The sequence below is a fragment of the Sphingomonas sp. NFR04 genome, from assembly GCF_900114095.1.
Taxonomy (GTDB): domain Bacteria; phylum Pseudomonadota; class Alphaproteobacteria; order Sphingomonadales; family Sphingomonadaceae; genus Sphingomonas.
Genome location: NZ_FORV01000004.1, coordinates 150268 through 173110, shown reverse-complemented (window position 1 = coordinate 173110; position 22843 = coordinate 150268). Strand labels below are relative to the sequence as shown.

26 protein-coding genes are annotated in these 22843 nt (G+C 67.5%); 2 read left to right on the top strand and 24 right to left on the bottom strand.

The annotated features are described in order from the left end of the window. Positions 1 to 10: 10 nt before the first annotated feature. The 24 genes from BM009_RS13240 to BM009_RS13125 all read right to left on the bottom strand — a co-directional run bounded on the left by BM009_RS13240 (position 11) and on the right by BM009_RS13125 (position 19845). On the bottom strand, positions 11 to 922 hold the full coding sequence (locus BM009_RS13240; RefSeq protein WP_093296888.1) for a hemolysin family protein: 912 nt from the start codon (positions 920 to 922) through the stop codon (positions 11 to 13). 8 nt (positions 923 to 930) lie between these two features. Continuing rightward, a complete protein-coding gene (ybeY, locus tag BM009_RS13235; RefSeq protein ID WP_093296886.1) occupies positions 931 to 1440 on the bottom strand; it encodes an rRNA maturation RNase YbeY in 510 nt (169 codons plus the stop codon). Beyond that, positions 1440 to 1835 carry a type II toxin-antitoxin system VapC family toxin gene (locus BM009_RS13230; RefSeq protein ID WP_093296885.1) on the bottom strand — a complete coding sequence of 132 codons (396 nt, stop codon included), beginning with the start codon at positions 1833 to 1835 and terminating at the stop codon, positions 1440 to 1442. The genes ybeY and BM009_RS13230 overlap by 1 nt, the downstream gene beginning before the upstream one ends. Further along, positions 1832 to 2083 (bottom strand): type II toxin-antitoxin system VapB family antitoxin, encoded by a 252-nt coding sequence (locus BM009_RS13225; protein ID WP_093296883.1) that lies wholly within the window; start codon positions 2081 to 2083, stop codon positions 1832 to 1834. Before BM009_RS13225 ends, BM009_RS13230 begins: the two co-directional genes overlap by 4 nt. 52 nt (positions 2084 to 2135) lie before the next feature. After that, positions 2136 to 3140, bottom strand: coding sequence for a PhoH family protein (locus BM009_RS13220; RefSeq protein ID WP_093296881.1), 1005 nt, complete (start codon positions 3138 to 3140; stop codon positions 2136 to 2138). A gap of 702 nt (positions 3141 to 3842) precedes the next feature. Continuing rightward, on the bottom strand, positions 3843 to 5195 hold the full coding sequence (locus tag BM009_RS13215; protein WP_093296880.1) for an alginate export family protein: 1353 nt from the start codon (positions 5193 to 5195) through the stop codon (positions 3843 to 3845). 52 nt (positions 5196 to 5247) lie between these two features. Next, on the bottom strand, positions 5248 to 6558 hold the full coding sequence (gene miaB, locus BM009_RS13210; RefSeq protein WP_093296878.1) for a tRNA (N6-isopentenyl adenosine(37)-C2)-methylthiotransferase MiaB: 1311 nt from the start codon (positions 6556 to 6558) through the stop codon (positions 5248 to 5250). A 172-nt stretch (positions 6559 to 6730) separates the two neighbouring features. Continuing rightward, positions 6731 to 7552 carry a lysophospholipid acyltransferase family protein gene (locus BM009_RS13205; RefSeq protein ID WP_093297332.1) on the bottom strand — a complete coding sequence of 274 codons (822 nt, stop codon included), beginning with the start codon at positions 7550 to 7552 and terminating at the stop codon, positions 6731 to 6733. A 49-nt stretch (positions 7553 to 7601) separates the two neighbouring features. Then, a complete protein-coding gene (locus tag BM009_RS13200; protein WP_066724328.1) occupies positions 7602 to 8024 on the bottom strand; it encodes a Fur family transcriptional regulator in 423 nt (140 codons plus the stop codon). Between the two features lie 136 nt (positions 8025 to 8160). Continuing rightward, on the bottom strand, positions 8161 to 8577 hold the full coding sequence (locus BM009_RS13195; RefSeq protein ID WP_064310290.1) for a Ros/MucR family transcriptional regulator: 417 nt from the start codon (positions 8575 to 8577) through the stop codon (positions 8161 to 8163). Positions 8578 to 8687: 110 nt separating this feature from the next. Then, complete coding sequence (gene rimI, locus BM009_RS13190; protein ID WP_093296877.1) at positions 8688 to 9164, bottom strand: ribosomal protein S18-alanine N-acetyltransferase; 477 nt, start codon at positions 9162 to 9164, stop codon at positions 8688 to 8690. Beyond that, positions 9161 to 9802: a tRNA (adenosine(37)-N6)-threonylcarbamoyltransferase complex dimerization subunit type 1 TsaB gene (gene tsaB / locus BM009_RS13185; RefSeq protein WP_093296875.1), complete on the bottom strand. Its 642-nt coding sequence runs from the start codon at positions 9800 to 9802 to the stop codon at positions 9161 to 9163. Before tsaB ends, rimI begins: the two co-directional genes overlap by 4 nt. A gap of 32 nt (positions 9803 to 9834) precedes the next feature. Then, positions 9835 to 10428 carry a malonic semialdehyde reductase gene (locus BM009_RS13180; RefSeq protein ID WP_093296874.1) on the bottom strand — a complete coding sequence of 198 codons (594 nt, stop codon included), beginning with the start codon at positions 10426 to 10428 and terminating at the stop codon, positions 9835 to 9837. A 50-nt stretch (positions 10429 to 10478) separates the two neighbouring features. Continuing rightward, complete coding sequence (locus tag BM009_RS13175; protein ID WP_093296872.1) at positions 10479 to 11054, bottom strand: NifU family protein; 576 nt, start codon at positions 11052 to 11054, stop codon at positions 10479 to 10481. 78 nt (positions 11055 to 11132) lie between these two features. Next, complete coding sequence (locus BM009_RS13170; protein WP_093296870.1) at positions 11133 to 12104, bottom strand: oxygen-dependent tRNA uridine(34) hydroxylase TrhO; 972 nt, start codon at positions 12102 to 12104, stop codon at positions 11133 to 11135. A 28-nt stretch (positions 12105 to 12132) separates the two neighbouring features. Continuing rightward, on the bottom strand, positions 12133 to 12492 hold the full coding sequence (locus BM009_RS13165) for a HesB/IscA family protein (RefSeq protein WP_093296868.1): 360 nt from the start codon (positions 12490 to 12492) through the stop codon (positions 12133 to 12135). A 137-nt stretch (positions 12493 to 12629) separates the two neighbouring features. After that, entirely contained in the window at positions 12630 to 13097 is a 468-nt protein-coding gene (locus BM009_RS13160) for an SUF system Fe-S cluster assembly protein (protein WP_093296866.1), read from the bottom strand. Next, the gene (locus BM009_RS13155; RefSeq protein ID WP_093296864.1) at positions 13094 to 14308 is read right to left on the bottom strand and encodes a cysteine desulfurase; all 1215 of its coding nucleotides are present in this window, start codon (positions 14306 to 14308) and stop codon (positions 13094 to 13096) included. Before BM009_RS13155 ends, BM009_RS13160 begins: the two co-directional genes overlap by 4 nt. Positions 14309 to 14441: 133 nt before the next feature. Next, positions 14442 to 15524, bottom strand: a complete 1083-nt coding sequence (locus tag BM009_RS13150) for a SufD family Fe-S cluster assembly protein (protein ID WP_175488009.1) — start codon at positions 15522 to 15524, stop codon at positions 14442 to 14444. Then, positions 15521 to 16264 carry a Fe-S cluster assembly ATPase SufC gene (sufC, locus tag BM009_RS13145; protein ID WP_093296862.1) on the bottom strand — a complete coding sequence of 248 codons (744 nt, stop codon included), beginning with the start codon at positions 16262 to 16264 and terminating at the stop codon, positions 15521 to 15523. Before sufC ends, BM009_RS13150 begins: the two co-directional genes overlap by 4 nt. 5 nt (positions 16265 to 16269) lie before the next feature. Next, a complete protein-coding gene (locus BM009_RS13140) occupies positions 16270 to 16689 on the bottom strand; it encodes a hypothetical protein (protein ID WP_093296860.1) in 420 nt (139 codons plus the stop codon). A gap of 208 nt (positions 16690 to 16897) precedes the next feature. Beyond that, a complete protein-coding gene (sufB, locus tag BM009_RS13135; RefSeq protein WP_093296858.1) occupies positions 16898 to 18361 on the bottom strand; it encodes a Fe-S cluster assembly protein SufB in 1464 nt (487 codons plus the stop codon). Next, complete coding sequence (locus BM009_RS13130; protein WP_093296857.1) at positions 18361 to 18873, bottom strand: SUF system Fe-S cluster assembly regulator; 513 nt, start codon at positions 18871 to 18873, stop codon at positions 18361 to 18363. Before BM009_RS13130 ends, sufB begins: the two co-directional genes overlap by 1 nt. A gap of 42 nt (positions 18874 to 18915) precedes the next feature. After that, positions 18916 to 19845, bottom strand: coding sequence for an AraC family transcriptional regulator (locus tag BM009_RS13125; protein ID WP_093296855.1), 930 nt, complete (start codon positions 19843 to 19845; stop codon positions 18916 to 18918). 238 nt (positions 19846 to 20083) lie between these two features. Between BM009_RS13125 and BM009_RS13120 the strand changes: the two genes are divergently transcribed. Next, positions 20084 to 21061, top strand: coding sequence for a quinone-dependent dihydroorotate dehydrogenase (locus BM009_RS13120; protein ID WP_254772280.1), 978 nt, complete (start codon positions 20084 to 20086; stop codon positions 21059 to 21061). 39 nt (positions 21062 to 21100) lie between these two features. Then, the gene (gene ggt, locus BM009_RS13115; protein WP_175488008.1) at positions 21101 to 22819 is read left to right on the top strand and encodes a gamma-glutamyltransferase; all 1719 of its coding nucleotides are present in this window, start codon (positions 21101 to 21103) and stop codon (positions 22817 to 22819) included. Positions 22820 to 22843 lie beyond the last annotated feature (24 nt).

Below are 22843 nucleotides of genomic sequence, written 5' to 3'. Positions count from 1 at the left end.
GGGGCAATGGCTACGCCGCGTCTTCCACCCGCACTTCGGGGGGATGCAGCCGCAGGCGGTTCACCTTGCGCTCGTCGGCGTCGATGACTTCGAGCTTCCAGCCGCTTTCATGCTCGAGGCACTCGCCGACCGCCGGCACATGCCCCGCCAGCACAAAGGCCAGGCCACCGATCGTGTCGACATCCTCCTCCACCTCGGCGAGGCGCGGATCGACCGTCTCGGCGACGTCCTCCAGCTCGGCGCGCGCATCGGCTTCCCAACCTCCGCCGTCGATCGGCACGATCAGCGCGGAGGGTGCCTCGTCATGCTCGTCCTCGATCTCGCCGACGATCTCCTCGATCAGGTCCTCGATCGTGATCAGCCCTTCGGTGCCCGAATATTCGTCGAGCACGATGGCGAGGTGGGTGCGCTTCACCCGCATCTGCGCGAGCAGATCGAGCGCGCCCATCGATTGCGGCACGTAGAGCGGCTGGCGGATCAGCCCGGCGATGCTCGGCGGGTGCGCCTCGCCCTTGGCGAGGATCTCGAACACGTCCTTGATGTGGACCATGCCGATGATCGTATCGAGCTCCTCGCGATAGACCGGCAGGCGGCTGTGCCCCGCCTCGGCGAAGAGCTGGACGAGATCGGCGAAGCTGGTCTGCTCCTCCACCGCGATGATGTCCGCGCGGGGCACGCCCACGTCGCCGGCATCGCGCTCGCCGAAATGCAGCAGGTTCTTGAGCATCTGGCGCTCGATCGGGGCAAGGTCGCCCGCGGGCGGCGTGCCGCCGTCGCTCTCATGCTCGTCGATGGCTTCTTCCAGCCGCTCGCGCAGCGTTTCTTCCTGTTCCTCGCCGAACAGGAGTGCCCGCAAACTGCGCCAGATGCCGCCGTTTTCGTGTCGATGGTCGGGCGAGCCGGTACTAGGGCCCTCGTTCATGTTGGTGGTCAGTCCTCGCGTACGGGATAGGGATCGTGCAGGTTCAGCGCCGCCATGGCGGCCTGTTCCATCGCCTCCATGGCTTCCGCCTCGCCATCCTCGATATGGTCATAGCCTAGCAGATGCAGCATGCCATGGACAATCAGATGCGTGGCATGGTCTTCCACGGCAATGCCACGCTCCTCGGCTTCCACCGAACAGACGCCGTGCGCAAGCACGATATCGCCCAGCAATACTTCGCCATCATCGCTGTTCTGGGTGACGGTATCGAGCAGGTCGGGCTGGATCATCGGGAAGGACAGCACGTTGGTCGGCTTGTCCTTGTGCCGATACTGGCGGTTGAGCGTATGGACTTCGTCGTCGCTGGTGAAGCGCACCGCGACTTCGATCGCGCTCGGCGAGCCCTTCCAATCGGCATAGGGCGTCTGCGCGATCGCAGCCTCGGCCGCGCGCAGGGCAAGGGCTTCCCAGTCGCCTTCCGGCCAGGGCGATTCGAGGAGGGCGGCAACGTCGAGCATCAGGCGAGGTCCGTCTTGGAGAAGTCGTCGCCCTTGTAGAGGAGACGCGCGTCATGGGATTTGGCGCAGGCATAGGCGAAGCAGTCGCCCATGTTGAGTCCGGCCGGGTGCCTCCCCTTACCGAACTGCTGATAGGCATCCAGCGCCAAGCTCAGTTCACGCGCGCCGATCGGCACCAGCGTCAACCCCAGCTCGTCGGCGAAGACCCCGACTTCATGCCGAGCATCTGCAACCTCCATCTGGCGCGAACGCGACAAGGCAGCGACAGTTTCCCAACACGCCATCGGCGACCAAAGCGCGGGCGCGTCTTCGACGGCTGCCTCTACGAAGCGATCGCGTTCAGGCTCCTCGGCGATGATTGCGACCAGCGCCGATGCGTCGATGAACAGCGTCAAGCGTCGCCCCACAGCTCGTCGAAAAAGGCCTTGTCGGCGGGCTGCCCGGTAGGCGGCGGCAACGGATGGGCGCGGCGATGCGCGTCGAGCTTGCGCAGCACGTCCTGCGCCCGCCCTTTGGCCTCTAGCTCCGCCTTGCGCCGCAACAGGCTGTCGCGCACCGCCTCGGTCTTGGTGGTGCCAAGCGCGGCCGCCACCTCGGCGGCGAGCGCCGCAGTGTCCGGATCCTTGATGTACAGCGATGCCACGCCAGCGCCTCCGAATGGGATATCCCGGATGTAGGACGGGATATCCCGCCCTTCAACCATCGCCCTCATAGGCCGCGACGATGCGGCCCACGATCGGGTGGCGCACCACGTCGCCGATGCCGAAGCGCACCATCGAGATGCCCTCCACGCCTTCCAGCCGGTTGACCGCGTCGTTCAGCCCGGAGGCGTTCGGCCCGCCGGGCAAGTCGGTCTGGTTGGGGTCGCCGCAGATCACCATCCGGCTGTTCTGGCCGAATCGCGTCAGGAACATCTTCATCTGCATCGGCGTGGTGTTCTGCGCCTCGTCGAGGATCACGAACGCGTCGGCCAGCGTGCGGCCGCGCATGAAGGCGATCGGCGCGATCTCGATCTCGCCGCTGGCGATCCGCCGCTCGACCTGCTCGGCGGGCAGGCAGTCGTAGAGCGCGTCGTAGATCGGGCGGAGATAGGGATCGACCTTCTCCTTCATGTCGCCGGGCAGGAAGCCCAGCCGCTCGCCGGCTTCCACCGCCGGGCGCGACAGGATCAGCCGCTGGACGCTGCCGGTGATCAGCTGCGCGACGGCCTGTGCCACCGCCAGATAGGTCTTGCCGGTACCCGCCGGCCCGAGCGCGAAGATCAGGTCGTTGGAGGCGAGCTCGCGCATGTAATGCGTCTGCGTCACCGAACGCGGCACGATCGTCTTCTTGCGCGTGCGGATCATGATCGAGGGCTTGGGGCCGGCATTCGCCGGCTCGGCGCGGACGATGCCGGTGAACATCGGCTCGGTCGACATCGCGATCACCGCGTCGATCAGCCCGCCATCCACTTCCTCGCCGCGAATCACCCGGCTGTGCAGCTCCTGGAGCACTTCGCGGGCATGGGCCACGGCTTCGGCGCCGCCCTCGATCACCACCCGCTGGCCGCGCGCGTGGATGTACACGCCCAGCCGCTCCTCGAGCATCAGCAGGTTGGAATCGAACTCTCCGAATAGCTGCGGCAGGAGCTGGGGCTTGTCGAAGGTCACCTCTACCCGGGAGCGTTCGCCGGACTGGGCGGGGACAGGCTTGCGGCTCATGCGGTCCTTTCGGTGTTGGCGCGGGGCGCGGGGATCACGCGGCCCCGGAGGGGCAAACCTTAGCATCGTGCGGAGGTTCCTTGGCGCATGTCGATGAACAAGATGGCAGACGGAAACCCGGCTGCACAGGGGGAGCGTGTGTTGACCTTGCAATGCCGCGCGCATGTGACGCGGTTGCGACACCATGCCGGGTCCCCCGTCGGCGCTCGCGCTGCCCCGCGCGTGCCGAAACGGGAACGACGCAGCCCAGCCTGGGGTTGGAAATGTGGGATGCAATCGCTATCTGCGCCGCCACACATCAGTAACAACCAAGGTCTTCCATGAAGTATCTGCTTCGAGGCGCGTTCGCATGCGCGCTTCTGCTGTACGCCGGCTCATCCCTCGCATAGAGCCCGCGCAAATAATCAATGTGCGTCGGTGCTGAGACGCGCATCCACCTTGGCGCAACCCATTCCTCTACCGCAGCGGTCGAGAGGCATGCGCTCGGATTGCATACGCATCTCAGCCAATATTCACGACGTGAAAAGTCCAATGAAGTTGGCGGTTGCAGCCGCGATCGTGCGGCCAACGGCGCCGCGCAGGCCTCTTCGCACTGAACAAATCGGTGACGGCAAATGGTGCGTAGGCTGGATCGGTATCGAACGCGCCCCGCGGCCCTGGGCTGAAAACCGACGGGCCGGGACGGCAGTGTCCCCCGGCCGGCTACCGGCTCACCATCAGGTTGAGCGAACCATATTTGGTCCACCGCCCCGGCGGGGCATTGGGCGCGTCCCGCAGGAAGCCGCCCTTGGCGAGCAGCACCGCATCCGCCTCCAGCCGCACCGCCTTGCTCAGCCGGTAGCGCACCCGTCCGTCGAGCTGGTGCCCGGCAAAGTTGCCGGAGCGCCCCCGCGCGTCGCGCACGCCGGTGCTGGAGAAGCTATCGGTGCGCGCGGCAAGCCACATCGGCCGATAGCTCAGCATCAGCTCGGTGCGGGCATCGGGTGCCGCCTCCGCCTGCAGCGACGGCGCGACGACATTGCTGCGCGCAATCGCATTGTAGAGCCCGGCCGGCGCAAGATCGGCGCGGCGCATCCCGAACAGCGTGTCGAACCGGCCATAGCGGCCGCCGGGCGCATCGCCGCTCGCATAGTCGAACTCGGCCATCAGCCGCGGCTTCCAGGCCCCCGGCCAGCTATGGCCCAGACGCCCATGGACGAACCAGGCGCGTACCGACTGCCGCGCCGCACCGGGCGCGAGACTGATCGATTGCGAACCCGTCTGGCCGATCGCCTCGATCTCATAGTCGAGCTTGGCCGGCGCAGGATCGCGCGCGATGCGGATGCTGGCCGTATCGAGCGCGCGATCGCGCGTCGGGCGCCCGGGGGTGTCGTGCTCGCCGAGATGGAAATAGCTGGTCTCGATCATCGCCGGGCCGATGGTGCGCGCCCGGCTTATCAGCCCGCCCCAGAGCACCAGCGCCGCACCTTCGCGATCGATCGCCGGCTCGTTCGAGAGCAGCGAGTCGAGATCATCGGGCCGTCGGCGCTGGGGCATGGTGTAGATCCCGGTCGCCGCCCAGTTCCCCGCGCTCCAGTCCGCGCGAATGCCGGTATAGCCGTTGGTGGTATTGCGATAATCGTCGGCCGCGACCAGGCGCCGCGAACCCAGGTTGAGCAGGAACCGCCCGGCTTGCAGCTTCAGCGTCGAGCCGCGGCCCAGCACCGTGCCGAGATCGAGCTGCACATAGGCCTGCACCGGCTCCAGCGTGTTGACCTCACCCGTCGTCACCGGCGAGCCATGGTTGCCCTTATAGACCCGGCTGTCCCACAATTCGCCGACGACGCTCACCGGCCCGTGCTGGTAGCGCGCAAGCAGCGTCGTCCGGAAATTGACGAGCTGGTCGCTGGTGTTGAAGCCGGCGCGTGCCTGCCCGTCGATCGCCTCGTACCGCACGCGCTCGCTGGCGGCGAAGGTCAGCCCCTCGGCCGGTGGCGGCAGCACGCCCTGTGCATGGGCGGCACCCACCACCCCGCATGCCAGCACCGCGACTAACGGCCCTACGCGCTCGAACATTCTGGTCCCCCCGATCCAACGCCGCGCCCCTACGCCAGATCCGCGCGGCGGGTCACCCCGAAACAGCGACCAGTTCGCGCCCAGCGAGCGAATTCGGCCCGGCGCTGACCAGATCGACCTCGATCAGGTCGCCGATCTTGGCCGAGGTCTCCAGATGGACCGATTGCAGCCAGGGCGACTTGCCGATCATCTGGCCGGGGCGGCGCCCCACCCGTTCGATCAGCACCGAGCAGCGCCGGCCGACGCTCGCTTCGTTGAACGCCTGCGAATGGCGGCCGAGCGCCGCCTGCAGCCGCTGCAGCCGCTCGTCGGCCACCGCTTCGGGCAGATACTGATCGACCAGATCGGCCGCCGGGGTGCCCGGACGCGGCGAATATTTGAAGCTGAAGCACTGGGCATAGCCGACCGCGTCGACCAGCTGCAGCGTCTCCTCGAACTCGGCCTCGGTCTCGCCGGGAAAGGCGACGATGAAATCGCCCGAGATTGCGATGTCCGGCCGCGCGGCGCGAACGCGCTCGATGATGCGCAGGTAGGAATCGCGCGTATGGCTGCGGTTCATGGCTTTCAGGATGCGATCGCTGCCTGCTTGCACCGGCAGATGCAGGAACGGCATCAGCTTGGCCACATGGGCGTGCGCCTCGATCAGCCCTTCGGCCATGTCGTTGGGATGGCTGGTGGTATAGCGGATCCGCGCCAGCCCCTCGATCCGATCGAGTGCGACGATCAGGTCGTGCAGGCCGCGGCCGTCATCATCGCCCCAGGCGTTGACGTTCTGGCCGAGCAGCGTGATCTCGCGCGCGCCGGCATCGACCAGCGCCCTGGCCTCGTCGACGATCGCCGCATAGGGCCGACTGACCTCGGCGCCGCGGGTATAGGGCACCACGCAATAGGTGCAGAACTTGTCGCAGCCTTCCTGCACGGTGAGGAACGCGCTCGCGCCAACCTTGCGGCGCGCGGGCAGCTTGCCGAACTTGCTGGCGATCGGCATGTCGGTGTCGACGCCCAGCTCGCCCCTGGCGGCCTTGTCCACCAGCTCCGGCAGATTGTGATAGGCCTGCGGTCCCACCACCACGTCCACCTTGGCGCGGCGGGCGATTTCCTCGCCCTCGGCCTGGGCGACGCAGCCGGCCACCGCGATCATCGGCTTGCCCGCCTCGCGCAGCTTGAGCCGGCCGATCTCCGAATAGACCTTCTCGGTCGCCTTCTCGCGGATGTGACACGTGTTGAGGACGACGAGGTCGGCCTTGTCCGCCTCGGCGGCGATGAGGCCCTGGGCGGCCATCAGCTCGCCCATGCGCTCGCCGTCATAGACGTTCATCTGGCAGCCGTACGACTTGACGTGATAGGTCTTGGGGGTGGTCATGATCGGCGCGCCTATACGCGGAAATGACGGCAGAAAACAGGCCTTGAGGAGGGTTGCGCGAGCATTCCCGTCCCGCCGTCATCCCGGCGAAAGCCGGGATCCATTGAGGTCTCCGTTCGGCCTTGCTGACAGCGCAAGGCGAATGGATCCCGGCTTTCGCCGGGATGACGAATTAGGTGGAAGGGTCGGATGCACCCGGCACCGGCGCCTTGTACCCGATCGCATCCTCCGCAAAGCGGAACGGCCGCAGCGGCTGGCCGAGCGTGCGCACCAGCGCCTCCTCGATCCGCCGCCGGCTTTCCGCCGCGATCGCCTTGCGCCCGGGGAAGTCGCGCGGGTCGAAGGGCTCGAGGAAATGCACGCGCAGCCGGAAGCGCTGCTTGCGCGCCAGCACCCGCTTGGCGTTGTTGAGCCCGCGCTCCTGCCCGATCCAGGCGATGTCCTCACCCGCGGCGCCATAGTCGAGCACCACCGGCTGCACCATCACCCCCGGCGGCGGCGGCTCGAGCACGCGCAGCATCGGCGTCTTGAACGGCAGCAGCGACTTGCCGTCGGTGGTCGTCCCCTCGGGGAAGATGGTGACGGCCCAGGTATCGGCCAGCGCCTCGCGCAGCTGGTTGATCTGCTCGGCGACACCCATCCGGTTCTCGCGCTTGACGTAGACGGTGCGATTCAGGCTCGCGAGCCAGCCGACCAGCGGCGAGGCACCGATCTCGGCCTTGGCGACGAACGCCGTGCCGCTCGCCCCGCCCAGCGCCAGGATGTCGATCCAGCTCAGATGGTTGGACACGTAGAAAACGTCGCGCTTGAGCGGCGTGCCGACGCACTTGACCTTGGCGCCGGCGATCCGCGCCGCGCTGCCCAGGAACAGCCGCGGCCAGGGCGAGGGCAGCCGCACCAGCCGGAACAGATAATGGAGCGGCACATGCACCAGCAGCGCCAGCGCCAGCCGGGCGATGCGCAGCCAGACGCGGGCCAGCTCCGCCCCGGTCAGCCGGGTCGGCAGTCCCTGCGTCGCTTCCTCGCGGCGGCGGCGGGCGCGCTCAGTTCTTGCGCTCGAGCGCAACCCCGTAGAGTTCCATGCGGTGGTCGACGAGGCGGAAGCCCAGGCGCTCGGCGATCTGCTTCTGCAGCAGCTCCAGCTCGGGATCGACGAACTCGATCACCTTGCCGCTCTCGACGTCGATCAGGTGATCGTGATGCGCCTCGGGCGCCGGCTCGTAGCGCGCGCGCCCATCGCCGAAATCGTGGCGATCAAGGATGCCCGCCTCTTCGAAGAGCCGCACCGTGCGATAGACGGTGGCGATGGAGATGCCGGGATCGATCGCGGCGGCGCGCTCATAGACCTTTTCCACATCGGGATGGTCATCGGCATCGGAAAGCACGCGCGCGATCACCTTGCGCTGTTCGGTGATGCGCAGCCCCTTTTCGTGGCAGAGCGCTTCGAGATCAATCTTGCGAACCATGACACCGCTGTAGCGCCATTGGCGTCAGGGGAAAAGGGCAAGCCGTTCGCTCATGCTGATCGAGCAAATGCGAAAACGCCGGCCGCGGACGGGGGTCCGGGCCGGCGCTTCACGCCATGTCCCTGGGGACGTTGGCTCAGCGGGTCTTGCGACGCTTGGTGCCGAGGCCGATCTTCTTCGCCAGGCTGCGGCGCTGCTCGGCATAGTTGGGGGCGACCATCGGATAGTCGGCCGGCAGGTTCCACTTGGCGCGATACTGTTCCGGGGTCATCTGATAATGGGTCATCAGGTGACGCTTGAGCATCTTCAGCTTCTTACCGTCCTCGAGGCAGACGATATAGTCGGGCTTCACCGAAGCGCGCACCGAAACGGCCGGCTCCTGCTTCACTTCCGGCTCCGGCTGCACGGTGCCGAGACCGGTGAGCGCGCCGTGCACGTTCTGGATGAGCTGCGGCAGGTCCGACACGGCGACGCTGTTGTTGCTGACGTGCGCAGCGACAATATCGGCGGTCAGCGCGATCAGGGTTTCCTGAATTTCAGATGAAGCTTCCATGATATTCCTTTCGACCCGTTCACGGCGACTATTCTGGATGTCGCCTGCAGCGTCCTATCGTGCGAAGCTTCGTGGTTGGCAAGAGATCAACGTCGCAATGGTTGTAATTTTTACGCAAGCGGACGTGCCAAAGTGAGAGCATCGAGCGCCAGCCCACTAGTACCGCGATAATAGCCTCGACGTTCGCCGATCTTCTCGAAACCCTCGCGGTGATAGAGGTGGATCGCTTCATTGCCTGCGCGGACTTCGAGATGCAGCTTGGTCGCGCCGCGATTGCGCGACTCCGCGATTACCGCGCGCAACAACGCTCCGCCCACACCCCGTCCCCGCGCACCGGGACTGGTCGCCAGCAACAACAGTTCGGCTTCGTCGAGCATCGCACGAGCCATGGCGAAGCCGACGTCGCGACCGCCGATACTCGCGACAACGAGCCACACGCCCGACAGTGCCATCATCCCCACGCATTGGGACTGGGTCCAGGCTTCGCCATATTCCGGATCGAAGGCCGACTGCATGATCCGGTTGACCGAGATGAGGTCGTGCACCCCGCCTTCGCGCAGCTCGATCGGCTGGGGCGCGGCGCTCATGCGAGGCCCCGCTCGGCGAGCGTCTTGGCATCGGGGCCGCGGCCATAGAGCGGGCGCGGCGGCAGCGTGGCGAAACCGGGCGGGAGCAGCACCGCATCGGCGGCCCGGGGCAGCACCTCGCGCAGGTCCAGCCCCTCGGCGAGCGCGGCGAGGCGACGGACGCCGCTGCCGAATGCGGCGCGTCCATCGAGCGTGGCCAGCGCCGCCTCGGGTTGGAGCGAGGCAAGCGGGGCGGTGTCGATGAGAGGCGCGGCGAAATGCTGGACGAAGACTTCGCCATGCCCGCCTTCGAGCACTACCGACAGCCGGTCGAGCGCGGGATCGCGCGCAAACCCGGCAGCGGCGAGCAGCGCGAGCGAGGAATAGCCCTGCACCGGCACGCCCCAGCCGATCGACAGTCCCCGCGCGGCGGCAAGCCCGACGCGCACGCCGGTGAAGCTGCCGGGGCCGACATCGACCAGGATCGCATCGGCACGGCCGCCTCCGGGCAGCTCGCCGATCATCGGGATCAGCCGCTCGGCATGGCCGCGGCCGACCAGTTCGTGCCGTTCGGCAAGAACGACACCATCCGCCAGCAAGGCCACCGAACAGGCGGCAGTGGCGGTTTCGATCACGAGCAGTCGCGGGGCTTCAGCCATCGCCCCGCGCTAGCCAAAGAAACGGGGGCAGGTCAAATCACCCGGTTGAACTTGTCGAATGCCGGGCGCGGCAGGCGGGCATGGACGCTCGACGGATCGCCGACGCCCAGGGTCGAAATGAAGTTCGACTTCACGCCCGGCTGGTCGGCGAAGAAGGCCTCGTCTACCTTGGCATTGTCGAAGCCCGACATCGGGCCGGTATCGAAGCCCAGCGCGCGCGCGGCGATGATGAAATAGGCGCCCTGCAGCGAGGAATTGCGGAACGCCTGCTCGCGGCGACCTTCCTCGGTCGGGAACCAGTTCTTCGCCTCGGGCGCGTGCGGGAAGAATTCCGGCAGATGCTCGTGGAAGTTGACGTCATAGCCGATGATCACGCTGGCGGGCGCCTTGCGGATCTTCTCGGCGTTGCTGCCGCTCGACAGGCTGGCAAGCTTGTCCTTGCCGTCCTGGCTCAGGATCCAGACGAACCGCGCCGACTGCTGGTTGACTGAGGTCGGACCCATCTTCAGCAGATCGTAGATCGCCTCGATATCGGCCTGGGTGACCGGCTGGTCGGTATAGCCGTTGAAGCTCCGCGCGGTGCGGAAGATCGTATCAAGGGCGACGTCGTTCAGCGGCTGGCCCATGGCCTGCGATCCTTTCTATTCGTTGTGGGAGGAAGGCGCCGGTCGCGCGATCAGATCGCGCGCACCTCGGTCACTTCGGGGACATAATATTTGAGCAACTGCTCGATGCCGTTCTTCAGCGTCGCGGTGGACGAGGGGCAGCCCGAGCAGGCGCCCTGCATCTGGAGGAACACCTTGCCCTGATCGAAGCCGCGATAGACGATGTCGCCGCCGTCATTGGCGACCGCCGGGCGGATGCGGGTTTCGATCAGCTCGCGGATCTGCGCGACGATGTCCGCATCCTCGGGATTGTCGCCGAAGTCGGCGCTCTCCGGCGGCACGCTGAAGCCGGCGGCCGAGCCTGCCATGAACAGCGGCATGTTGGCCGAGAAATGATCGAGCAGGATGCCGAGCACATCGGGCTTGAGCCCGATCCACTCCACGCCGGGCGCCGCGGTCACCGAGATGAAGTCGCGGCCGAAGAACACGCCGGTCACATCGCCCAGCGCGAACAGCGCGGTGGCGAGCGGGGAGGCCTCGGCCTCTTCAGGGCTGGCGAAGTCGCGGGTGCCCGCCTCCATCACGATCCTGCCTGGCAGGAACTTGAGCGTGGCGGGGTTGGGCGTGGCTTCGGTCTCGATCAACATGCCGCCCACATGGGCGCGTCCTTGCGCAGGATCAAGCGGCGGGCGGGAAACCCTGTGTTGCCGACGCTGAAGTTCCGCTCATGCGTCGGGATCGGCGGGATAGACCTTGCCGACATGCGGCTCGCCGCGGCTGGCCGCCAAACGCTCCTGCCGGTGACGTTCGCGGTAGCGCTCGCGATCCGCATCGCTGCGCTCGTCATAGCAGGCGGAGCAGCTGACCCCCGCCTCGTAGCGTGGCGAGCGGCGGTCCTCGGCGCTGACCGGGCGGCGGCAGGCGTGGCAGAGTTCGTAGCTGCCGGGCGCGAGGCCATGACCCACCGTCACGCGCTGGTCGAACACGAAACATTCGCCGTCCCACAGGCTCTGCGCCTCGGGCACCTTTTCGAGATAGTTGAGGATGCCGCCCTTGAGATGGAACACCTGCTCGATACCCTCGGACTTGAGGAAGGCGGTCGACTTCTCGCAGCGGATGCCGCCAGTGCAGAACATCGCGACCTTCGGGGGCGTCTCGCCCTTGCCGAGCAATTCCTCGCGGTGGGCGCGGAACCAGTCGGGGAAGTCGCGGAAGCTCCTGGTGTGCGGGTCGATGGCACCGCGGAAGGTGCCGGCGGCGACCTCGTAATCATTGCGCGTGTCGATCACAACCGTGTTCGGATCGGCGATCAGGTCGTTCCAGTCCTCGGGCGCGACATAGGTGCCGACGCTGGCGAGCGGATCGATGTCCGGCTGGCCCATCGTCACGATCTCACGCTTGAGGCGGACCTTCATGCGGTAGAAGGGCTGCTCGGCGGCGCGGGAGTATTTCACGTCCGCCCCGGCGCAGCCCGGCAGCGCGCGGACATGCGCGACCACCGCTGCGATGCCCTCGTCGCTGCCCGCGATCGTGCCATTGATTCCCTCGCGCGCGAGCAGCAGCGTGCCCTTCACGCCCTCGGCGCAGCACAGTTTCGCCAGCGGGCCCTGCAGCGCCGCCGGGTCGTCCAACCGGGCAAATTGGTAGAGCGCCGCCACCCGGATCGGCAGCGCGGCATCGTCCGCAGTCTGAGTCATTGCGGCGGCCTTAGCCGAGCCGACCCGCTTAGACCATGAAGCTTTCGCCGCAACCGCAGGTGCCCTTGGCATTGGGATTGGTGAAGACGAAGCCGGCGGTGAAATCGTCCTCCACCCAGTCCATCGTCGATCCGATCAGGTAGAGCACCGATCCGCCATCGACGAAGAAGGTGCCGCCGGGCGTCTCGATCCTCTCGTCGAACGGCTTGGCCTCGGCGACATAGTCGACCGAATAGGCCAGGCCCGAACAGCCCTTGCGCGGGGTGGAAAGCTTGACGCCGACCGTGCCTTCCGGCGCCTTCGCCATCAGCGCGGCGATGCGCGCCTCGGCGGCGGGGGTGAGGAGCAGCGCAGCGGGGCGCTGGCGGGAGGTGGTCGCGGTGGTCATCGTTCTTCCTGCCTACTTCCCCTCCCGCGTGCGGGAGGGGATCGAGGGGTGGGCGCCCGCTCTCCGCGAGCGCTCCGGATATTGGGTGCCGGGGGCCCACCCCCAACCCCCTCCCGCACGCGGGAGGGGGCTAGAAATTACAACATCCCCAGTTCCAGCTTCGCCTCGTCGCTCATCTTCTGCGGGTCCCAGGGCGGATCCCAGACGAGGTTGACGTCGGCGGTGGCGATGCCCGGCACCGCGCTCACCCGCAGCTCGACTTCGCCCGGCATCGATTCCGCGACCGGGCAATGCGGCGTGGTCAGCGTCATGGTGATCGCGGCATGGCCGTTCGCGGTGATGTCGACGCCGTAGATCAGCCCGAGGTCGTAGAGATTGACCGGAATTTCCGGGTCGTAAATCTCCTTGAGTGCCTCGATCACCGCTTCGTAGAGCGGACCGCCCGGCTCGCCGGCGCCCGGCTCCACCGGCTTCTGCGAGAGGAAGCCCGAGAGATAGTCGCGCTGCCGCTCGGCGGGCGCTTCGACAACCTCGTCGACGCGCGCCTTGGGCGGTGCCTCGACCGCGTCCACCTCTTCCACCACGATCCTGCGTTCTTCGTTCATCCGAAGATCCTCGTCACTCGTTCGATACCCTTGACGAGCGCAGCGACGTCCGCCGGCCCGTTATACACGCCGAAGCTCGCCCGCGCGGTGGCGGGGACCTCCAGCAATTCCATCAGCGGCTGGGCGCAGTGATGCCCGGCGCGGATCGCGACATTGCCCTCGTCGAGGATCGTCGCGACGTCGTGCGGGTGCACGCCTTCCACCGCGAAGCTGACGATGCCGGCACTGTCCGCCGGCCCGAACAGCCGCACGCTGTTGATGCCGCCGAGCGCCGCGCGCGTCTCGGTGACCAGCGCGGTTTCGTGCGCATGGATGCGGTCCAGCCCGATGCCGTCGACATAGTCGATCGCCGCATGCAGCCCGACCACGCCGACGATGTGCGGGGTGCCTGCCTCGAAGCGGCCCGGCGGCGGCGCATAGGTCGTCTTGGCGAAGCTGACGCGGTCGATCATCGATCCGCCGCCCTGATAGGGCGGCATCGCGTCGAGCAGCTCGTAGCGTCCCCACAGCACGCCGATCCCGGTCGGGCCGTAGAGCTTGTGGCCTGAGAAGACGTAGAAGTCGCAGCCGAGCTCGGCGACGTTCACCGGCAGGCGTGCGACCGCCTGACAGCCGTCGATCAGGATCTTGGCACCGACGCCGTGGGAGAGGTCGACAGCACGGCGAACGTCGAGCACCGAGCCGAGCACGTTCGACACATGGGCGAGCGCGACCAGCTTGTGCCGATCGGTCAGCATCGCCGCCATCGCATCGAGATCGATACGGTGGTCTTCGGTGAGCGGCACCACGTCGATATGCGCGCCGATCTTCTCGGCAGCCATCTGCCACGGCACGATGTTCGAGTGATGCTCGAGCGCGGAGAGCAGGATGCGGTCGCCGGCCTTGAGCTGGGTGGCGGCATAGCATTGCGCGACGAGGTTGATCCCCTCGGTCGCGCCGCGGACGAACACCACTTCCTCCCGCTTGCCGCCGATGAAGTTGGCGACCCGGGCGCGCGCCGCCTCGAAGGCGAGCGTCATGTCCGCCGAGCGCTGGTACACGCCGCGATGCACGGTGGCATAGGTCTCGCCATAGCCGCGCGCGATCGCGTCGAGCACCGGACGAGGCTTTTGCGAGGTGGCGGCGGTGTCGAGATAGGCCCAGCCCGCGGGAATGGCGGGGAAGTCCGCGAGCACGTCGAGCGGGGCTGCGGTGGTGATCACGCCGTTCATAAGCCCCTCCCCTTTAGGGGAGGGGTTGGGGGTGGGGCCTGACCGATCCACAAGTGCGTCGCTGGTGGAGAGTCCCCCACCCCAACCCCTCCCCTGAAGGGGAGGGGCTTTTTGGCGGTATAGCTCCCGACACTCACAGCGCCGCCTCCAGCCAAGCCGCCGCATCCGCCGCGAATGCCTCGCGCACCGGCTCCTCGCCGATCCGCGCCAGCACGTCCGCCACGAAGGCGTGGGTCAGCAGCGCCTTGGCCTGCGCGTCCGGGATGCCGCGGCTCTGCAGGTAGAAGAGCGCGTTGCGATCGAGCTCGCCGACCGTGGCGCCATGCGCGCACTTCACGTCGTCGGCGAAGATTTCGAGTTCGGGCTTCAGGTTCACCGTCGCGGTGCGCTGGAGCAGCAGCCCGCGCAGCGACTGTTCGCCATCGGTCTGCTGCGCGCCGCGCGCGACTTCCACCCGTGCCGCGAGGCTCGCCGCCGACTGGTCGGCCGCCACCGCGCGCCAGATCTGGCGCGACGACCCCTCGATCTGCTCGTGCCGGACCGAAACGGCGGCTTCCTGCCGCTGCGTGCCGCTGGTGAGCAGCGCGCCGCCCATCTCGGCAAAGGCACCCTTGCCGGTGAGCGTCAGCGCGCCGTCGATCCGGCTGCCCATGCCGCCCGCGCCGAGGAAGATCGACACCAGGCTCGCAGCTTCCCCGATCTCGGCCTCGTCGCGGATCGAGACGAAGCCGCCGGTCTGCACCAGCCGCACCGAGCGCATCAGCCGCGCACCCTTGCCGAGCGCGATGGCGGTCAGCCGGTTCGCCCAGCCGGTGCCGGCAAAGGTCTCCACCACCGACGCAACGGCATCATCGGCCAGCAGGATGCGCGCGGGCACATGGTTCTCGCCGCCGGTGCCGATATGGACGATCTGGATGCAGGTCGCCGCATGCTCGGAGCCGAGGTGCAGCGCCCAGCCTTCGCCCACGGCGAGGCTGCCGAGCGGGTGATCGGTCGCGGCGATCTGGCGGGTAACTTCGACCGGGCCCGGACGGCTGTGCGCGGGCTCAAACACGCCGTCGACGAAGCACAGGCGCGGGCCTTCAATGTCGAGGAACAGGCCCGTCGGATCAACGCCGGCAGCCGCCTGCGGGCTCTCGGCCGCAGCGCGCAGCGTGTCCATGTCGGACCAGCGCCACGCCTCCTGCCGGGTCGAGGGAAGGTCGAGCACGCTCACGCCGCCAGCGCTCCATAGCCTTCTCGCTCGAGCTCCAGCGCCAGTTCCGGCCCGCCCGAACGGACGATGCGGCCGCCTGCCAGCACATGGACGAAGTCCGGCTGCACATAGTCGAGCAGGCGCTGATAGTGGGTGATCAGCAGCACGGCCTTGTCGGGCGCGCGCATGATGCGGTTGATGCCTTCGCCGACGGCCTTCAGCGCGTCGATGTCGAGGCCGGAGTCGGTCTCGTCGAGGATGGCGAGCTTGGGGTTGAGGATCCCCATCTGCACCATCTCGTTGCGCTTCTTCTCGCCGCCCGAAAAGCCGACATTCACCGGCCGCTTGAGCATTCCGGCATCCATGCCGAGCGCCGCCGCTTGGGCACGGGCGAGCTTGAGGAACTCGGCGCCCGACAGCGGGGCCTCGCCGCGGTTGCGGCGCTGGGCATTGGCTGCCTCGCGCAGGAACTGGACGTTCGACACGCCGGGGATCTCGACCGGATACTGGAAGCCGAGGAACAGCCCGGCGGCGGCGCGCTCGTGCGGTTCGAGTTCCAGCAGATCCTGCCCGTCGAACTCGACGCTGCCGCTGGTCGCCTCATAGCCATTGCGGCCACCGAGGACATAGCCCAGCGTCGACTTGCCGGCGCCGTTCGGGCCCATGATCGCGTGCACTTCGCCCGCGTTCAGCGACAGGGTCAGGCCCTTGAGGATTTCCTTGCCGTCGACTTCGGCGTGCAGGTTCTGGATGTTCAGCATGGGTGTCAGATCGCCACGGTCACGAGAGAAAGGGTCTTGGGCTTGGCGCCCGCTTCATAGGCGTCGACCATGGAGCCGTCGGGCAGCTTCCACATGATCTTGTACTGCTTGGGCGCAGTGACGCTGGCCTTGATGTCGGCTTCGATCGCGTCGAGCACCGGCGTCAGCTTGTGCCAGGCGCTCGGCTGGTACGGCCGATCGTTGAGCAGCAGGCGGCCGGCCTGGAAATCGGAATCGAGGAAGTCGCGGCACTGCTTGATCGCGCCGGCGACCTTGGCCGAACGCGCGCTGGCATCCGCCGGCGCCGTGCCGATCGCGCGGACGATGCAGCGCGCATGGTTGGTCGCCGCGCCGAACTGGGCGGCGCTGTCGATCGCGACGCCGCTCTGGAGGGCGAAGGCTGCGGCGAGAACGGCGTTCAACATCCAATATACTCCTGCAGGCCCGGAACGCGGCCCTGCCTCGTCAATAGATCAGCCGACATGAGCGTAGGCTGAGCGAGGCTCCTTCTGTCATTCCCGCGGAGGCGGGAATCCATTCGCCAGGACGTTCGCGGAAAGAACCGCGCTGGCGACCCCAATGGATCCCCGCCTTCGCGGGGATGACGCTGGAGGCGCGGGGCGTTCCGGGCCATCATCCCACCGATCCTTCGAGCGAGATGCCGAGCAGCTTCTGCGCCTCGACCGCAAACTCCATCGGCAGCTGCTGCAGCACTTCGCGCGCGAAGCCGTTGACGATCAGCGCCACCGCGGCTTCCTGGTCCAGCCCGCGCTGGAGCGCGTAGAATAGCTGGTCGTCGCTGATCTTGCTGGTGGTGGCCTCATGCTCGATCTGGGCGCTCGGGTTCTTCACCTCGATGTACGGCACGGTGTGCGCGCCGCACTGGTCGCCGAGCAGCAGCGAATCACACTGGGTGAAGTTGCGGACATTCTCCGCGCTCGCCGCTACCCGGACCAGCCCGCGATAGGTGTTGTCGCTGCGCCCGGCCGAGATGCCCTTCGACACGATGGTCGAGCGGCTGCCCTTGCCGAGATGGATCATCTTGGTGCCGGTATCGGCCTGCTGGCGATTGTTGGTCACCGCCACCGAATAGAATTCGCCGACCGAGTTCTCGCCCGCCAGCACGCAGCTCGGATATTTCCAGGTGATCGCCGACCCCGTCTCGACCTGGGTCCAGCTCACCTTGGAGTTGCGGCCTTGGCACAGCGCCCGCTTGGTGACGAAGTTGTAGATGCCGCCCTTGCCGTTCTCGTCGCCCGGATACCAGTTCTGGACCGTCGAATATTTGATCTCGGCATCGTCGAGCGCGACCAGTTCCACGACGGCGGCATGCAGCTGGTTCTCGTCGCGCATCGGGGCGGTGCAGCCTTCGAGATAGGAGACATAGGCCCCCTTGTCGGCGACGATCAGCGTGCGCTCGAACTGGCCGGTATTCTCCGCATTGATGCGGAAATAGGTGGAGAGCTCCATCGGGCAGCGCACGCCCTCCGGCACATAGACGAAGGTGCCGTCGGAAAAGACCGCGCTGTTGAGCGTCGCGAAATAATTGTCGCGCTGCGGCACCACCTTGCCGAGCCACTTCTGGACCAGCTCGGGATACTCCCGGATCGCCTCGCTGATCGACAGGAAGATGACGCCCGCTGCCTTCAGCTCGGCGCGGAAGGTGGTCGCGACCGAGACCGAGTCGAACACCGCGTCGACCGCGATCTTGCGCGCGCCCTCGACGCCGGCGAGCACCTTCTGCTCCTCGATCGGGATGCCGAGCTTCTCGTACGTCCGGCGGATTTCCGGATCGAGCTCGTCGAGGCTGGTAATCGTCTTTTTCTGCTTCGGCTCGGCGTAATAATACGCGTCCTGATAGTCGATCGGCGGCACGTTGAGCTTTGCCCAGTCCGGCGCCTCCAGCGTCTGCCAGAGGCGGAACGCCTTGAGCCGCCAGTCGAGCATCCACTGCGGCTCGTTCTTCTTCGCCGAGATATAGCGGACGGTATCCTCGCTCAGCCCCTTGGGCGCGAACTCCTGTTCGACGTCCGAGGCGAAGCCCCATTCATACTTTTTGTTCGCGGCGGCGTGCGCCTCGGCATTCTTGGTGGCCATCAGAAAGATACCTGGCTTTCCCCGGCGAGGACCGGAGAAGGAGAAGAAAGATCGGTGGTGGAAGGGGCGAGCCCATGCACCGGCGAGGACGGTGCCGCAAGCGCCGGGGGATTGCTGAGGCTGGCAAGGCTGACCTGGGCGAGCGCCGAGCGGACCGCGTCGCTGACCACGCCCCAGTGCGGCTTCACCCGGCAATTGCCCTCGACCGCGCAGTCATGCCGCGCCGAATCGACACAGACGGTGAGCGCGATCGGCCCCTCGATCGCCTCGACGATGTCGGCAAGGCTGATCGCCGCCGGCGGGCGGGCAAGGCGGAAGCCGCCCCCGGTGCCCCGCGCGCTTTCGATCAGGCCCGCGGCGGAGAGCTTACTCACCAGCTTCTGGACGGTCGGCAGCGGCAGGCCGGTCTCGCCCGCGAGCAGCGTCGCATTGAGCCGGCACGACGCGCCGCACTGGCGCGCGGCGGCGGCCAGCATCACTACGGCATAGTCGGCAAGGCTCGAAAGACGCATCGACTCCCAATCGGACAAAGTTGATCCGATTGGCATGTGGGCCTAGCGGCGGCCTAGGTCAACTGTCTCGGGGATCACATCGGGGAGAAAGTGGAACTTCTCGTTCTCCAGCGTGATGGCCAGCACCGGATCGATGCTGTCGCGGAGCAGGCCGGGCGTCTGGCCGGTGAAATGCTTGATCTCGTTGATCATGTGCGACTGGTCGGCAAAGGGTGCCATCACCTCGGCAAGCGGCGCGCCCTGGTGGATGCGCATCGCCGCACCGATCGCGCGGAACTTGCGGCGCAGATGGTTGGGCGGGCCGGCGAAATATTCCTTGCACAGCCGCTGCACCTGGCGCTGCCCCATGCCGGTTTCGACTTCCATCGCGTCATAGAGCGCATCGATCGTCGGATCGCCAGACGCCGCCCATTCGCGGACGATGCGGAGAAAGGCGATATGCGCCTTGGGCACGCGCCGCGCGGCGTCGATCCGGCGCAGCAGGAAGGGCTCGACCGCGGCAACCATCGCTTCCAACGTGTCGAGTTCGCGGAGCTGCGCGTGCAGCGCATGCACCTCCGGCCCGAAAATCTCGCCGCCATCCACCAGCCGGTCCGCCACCTGGTCCGCCGGGCGGCCGACCAGGGTGCGCCAGCCGATGCCGCGCAGGGAAATGCCGAAGCAGCGGAAGGGCCCCTCGATACGGTAGGTCCAGTGCGCCGTGCCGGGGCCGTTGACCACCACCGGCAGCGTTGTCTCGCTATGGCCGTCCGGAAATTTCACTGCCCCGCCGCCCTGCAGGCAGAAGCGCCACTGGCCGAGATCGACGCGCTCGACGCCCTCGATGCACGGCGCGTCGATATGGGCGAGATAAAAGCTCTCGACATGCGGTATCAGCCGCCCGGCGGACGGTTGAAAGCGAATGTCGAAAGGTCGGGCCCGGGCGCCATTGCGCGCCGCGATTGCGACCTGCCCCTCTTCGGCGCCACGCATGCGAAGCTGTTCCCCTGTGCTTCGGTTCGTCGCACAGCTGGAGCATGGCCGCGCGCAAAGCGCAACGGAAAAGAGGCCCGGCCGGTTGCCCGGCCGGGCCCAAAGGAAAGGGTTCCCCCCGTTAAGCGGAACCCCTCGGGTCGCAGGGATGCTCTACCCGATTCGGGAGGCCCGGTATTGTACGGAATCGACATTCTCGCCTTTGACGACGTTTGCCTTGCAATGCATGAGCGGTTTCATGGGCAAGATTCTTCGCAAAGCGGTATTCGCGCTCGATCCTGAGCAGGCACATCGGGCAGCGATTCGCACCCTGGCGCTGTGGGGCGGCGCGGGCGCCCCCTTCGGCGGCGGCCCCGAGTCGGCCACGCCGGTAACCGTCGCAGGCGTCACCTTCCCCAACCGCGTCGGGCTGGCGGCGGGGCTCGACAAGGATGCCGAGGCGATCGCCGGACTGTTCGGGCTAGGCTTCGGCGCGGTCGAGGTCGGCACGCTCACCCCGCGCCCGCAGCCCGGCAATCCAAAGCCCCGCCTGTTCCGGCTGGTCGAGGACGAGGCGGTGATCAACCGCATGGGCTTCAACAATGGCGGAATCGACGCGGCGCTGGCGCGCATCGCCCGGCTCAAGCGGCGGCCGGGCGTGCTCGGCATCAATGTCGGCGCGAACAAGGATTCGACCGATCGCGTCGCCGATTATGCCCTGGGCGTCACCAAGGCGGCCCCGCATGCCGATTATATCACGATCAACGTCAGTTCGCCCAACACGCCGGGCCTGCGCGATCTCCAGTCGCGCCCCGCGCTCGACGAGCTGCTCGCCGCCGCACATGCCGCGCGTGGCACCACGCCGCTGTTCCTGAAGATCGCACCCGATCTCGATCGCGCCGGGCTGGAAGGCGCCGTACGCGCGGCGATCGACCACCATGTCGATGCGCTGATCGTCTCCAACACGACCATTTCCCGCCCACCGCTGGCCTCCGCAGATGCCGGTGAGGCCGGCGGCCTTTCGGGCAAGCCGCTCAAGGAACTCGCCTACGCCAAGCTGGTCGAGGCGCGCGAGGCCTCGGGCGGGCAGCTGCCGCTGATCTCGGCGGGCGGCATCGACGGGCCTGACGAGGCCAAGCGGCGGATCGAGGCGGGCGCGGTGCTGGTCCAGGTCTATTCGGCTTTGCTCTATCGCGGGACCGGTCTGGCCCGCAGCATCGCCAGGGCACTCGCCTGACCGCTTGCCTCCGGGGCAAAGCGCGCTACGCCTAGGCCCATGAAGAAAATGGTCGCGCTGCTCCTCCTGCTGTTCACGCCGCTGCTCGCCCATGCCCAAGGCATGGTCAGCGCCGCCGATCACCGTGCGGCGGCGGCGGGTGTCGAGATCCTGCGCGAGGGCGGCAGCGCCACCGACGCCGCGATCGCGACGATGCTGGCGCTCGGCGTGGTCGAGCCGCAGAGCTCGGGCCTGGGCGGGGGCAGCTTCCTGGTGCTCTACGACGCCAAGACCAAGGCGATGACGACGGTCGACGGCCGCGAGACCGCGCCGATGGCCGCCGACGACCATTGGTTCTACGGCCCCGACGGCACGCCGCTGAGCCATTTCGCTGCGGTGCCGGGCGGGCGCAGCGTCGGCGTGCCGGGTGCCGTCCGCGCGATGGCGCTGGCGCATCGCCGCTCGGGCAAGCTGCCCTGGGCCAAGCTGTTCGCCCCCGCCATCCGCCTCGCCCGCGACGGCTTCGTGCTGAGCCCGCGGATGAACAATTCACTGACCCAGTTCTCGGGCCATGTCGATCCCGCCTATCGCGCGCTGTTCTTCGGCGCCGACGGCAAGCCGCTGCCGGCGGGCACCACCGTGCGCAACCAGGATCAGGCCGCGCTGCTCGAACGCATCGCGACCCAGGGGCCCGACAGCTTCTATGTCGGCCCGCAGGCGACCAAGCTGGTCGCCACGGTCAATGGCGCGGCCCGCAATCCTTCGAAGATGACTGCGGGCGACCTCGCCGCCTATGACGCCAAGGCGCGGCCGGTGCTGTGCGGGCGCTATCGCGGCTACAAGGTCTGTTCGATGGGCCCGCCCTCCTCGGGCGGCATCACCGTGCTGATGATCCTGGCGCAGCTCGAACGCTTCGACATGGGGCATCTCGGTAGGGATTCGGCCACCGCTTGGCATCTGTTCGCCGAAAGCTCGCGGCTCGCTTATGCGGATCGCGACCTGTATCTCGGCGATCCGGACTTCGTGCAGGTGCCGCTGAAGGGGCTGCTCGACCGCACCTACATCGCCAGCCGCTCCAAGCTGATCGATCCCGCCAGGACGATGGCCAGCATCGCGGCCGGGACGCCGCCGGGTGCGCCCAAGCGCGTGCCCGCCACCGTGCAGGAAGTCGCCGGCACCACCGATCTCGCAGTCACCGACGGCGCGGGCAATGTCGTGGAAGTGACCACCACCGTCGAAGGGCCGTTCGGATCGGGCCTGACGGTCGACGGCATGATCCTCAACAACCAGCTCACTGATTTCGACATCGTGCCGGTGAAGGATGGGTATCTGGTCGCCAACCGGGCGGAGGGCGGCAAGCGGCCGCGCAGCTCGATGGCACCGACGATCGTGTTCGGACCCGACGGCAAGGTGCGGCTTGCGGTCGGTGCCGCGGGCGGCTCCACGATCATCGCGCAGGTGGCGAAGGCGATCGTCGGTGTGGTCGACTGGAAGCTCTCCGCGCAGGACGCGATCGGCCTGGGCCTGCTCTACGCGCCGGGCAAGACCGCCACCGCCGAGCAGGGCACCCAGCTAGACGCGATGCTGCCGGCGCTGCGCGCGCTGGGCGAGGACGTCCGCGCCGCGCCGATGGGCCTCAAGGCCAATGCGATCGAGCGCGTGGGCGGCCGCTGGGTCGGTGCCGCCGATCCGCGCAGCGAAGGCGTGGCCATGGATCAGAACGGCGCGGTAACGGTTATACAACGCGTGGGTGCCAAGCCCAACCGCCCGTCGGAATGATGCGGGACGCGCGCAGAAAATAAC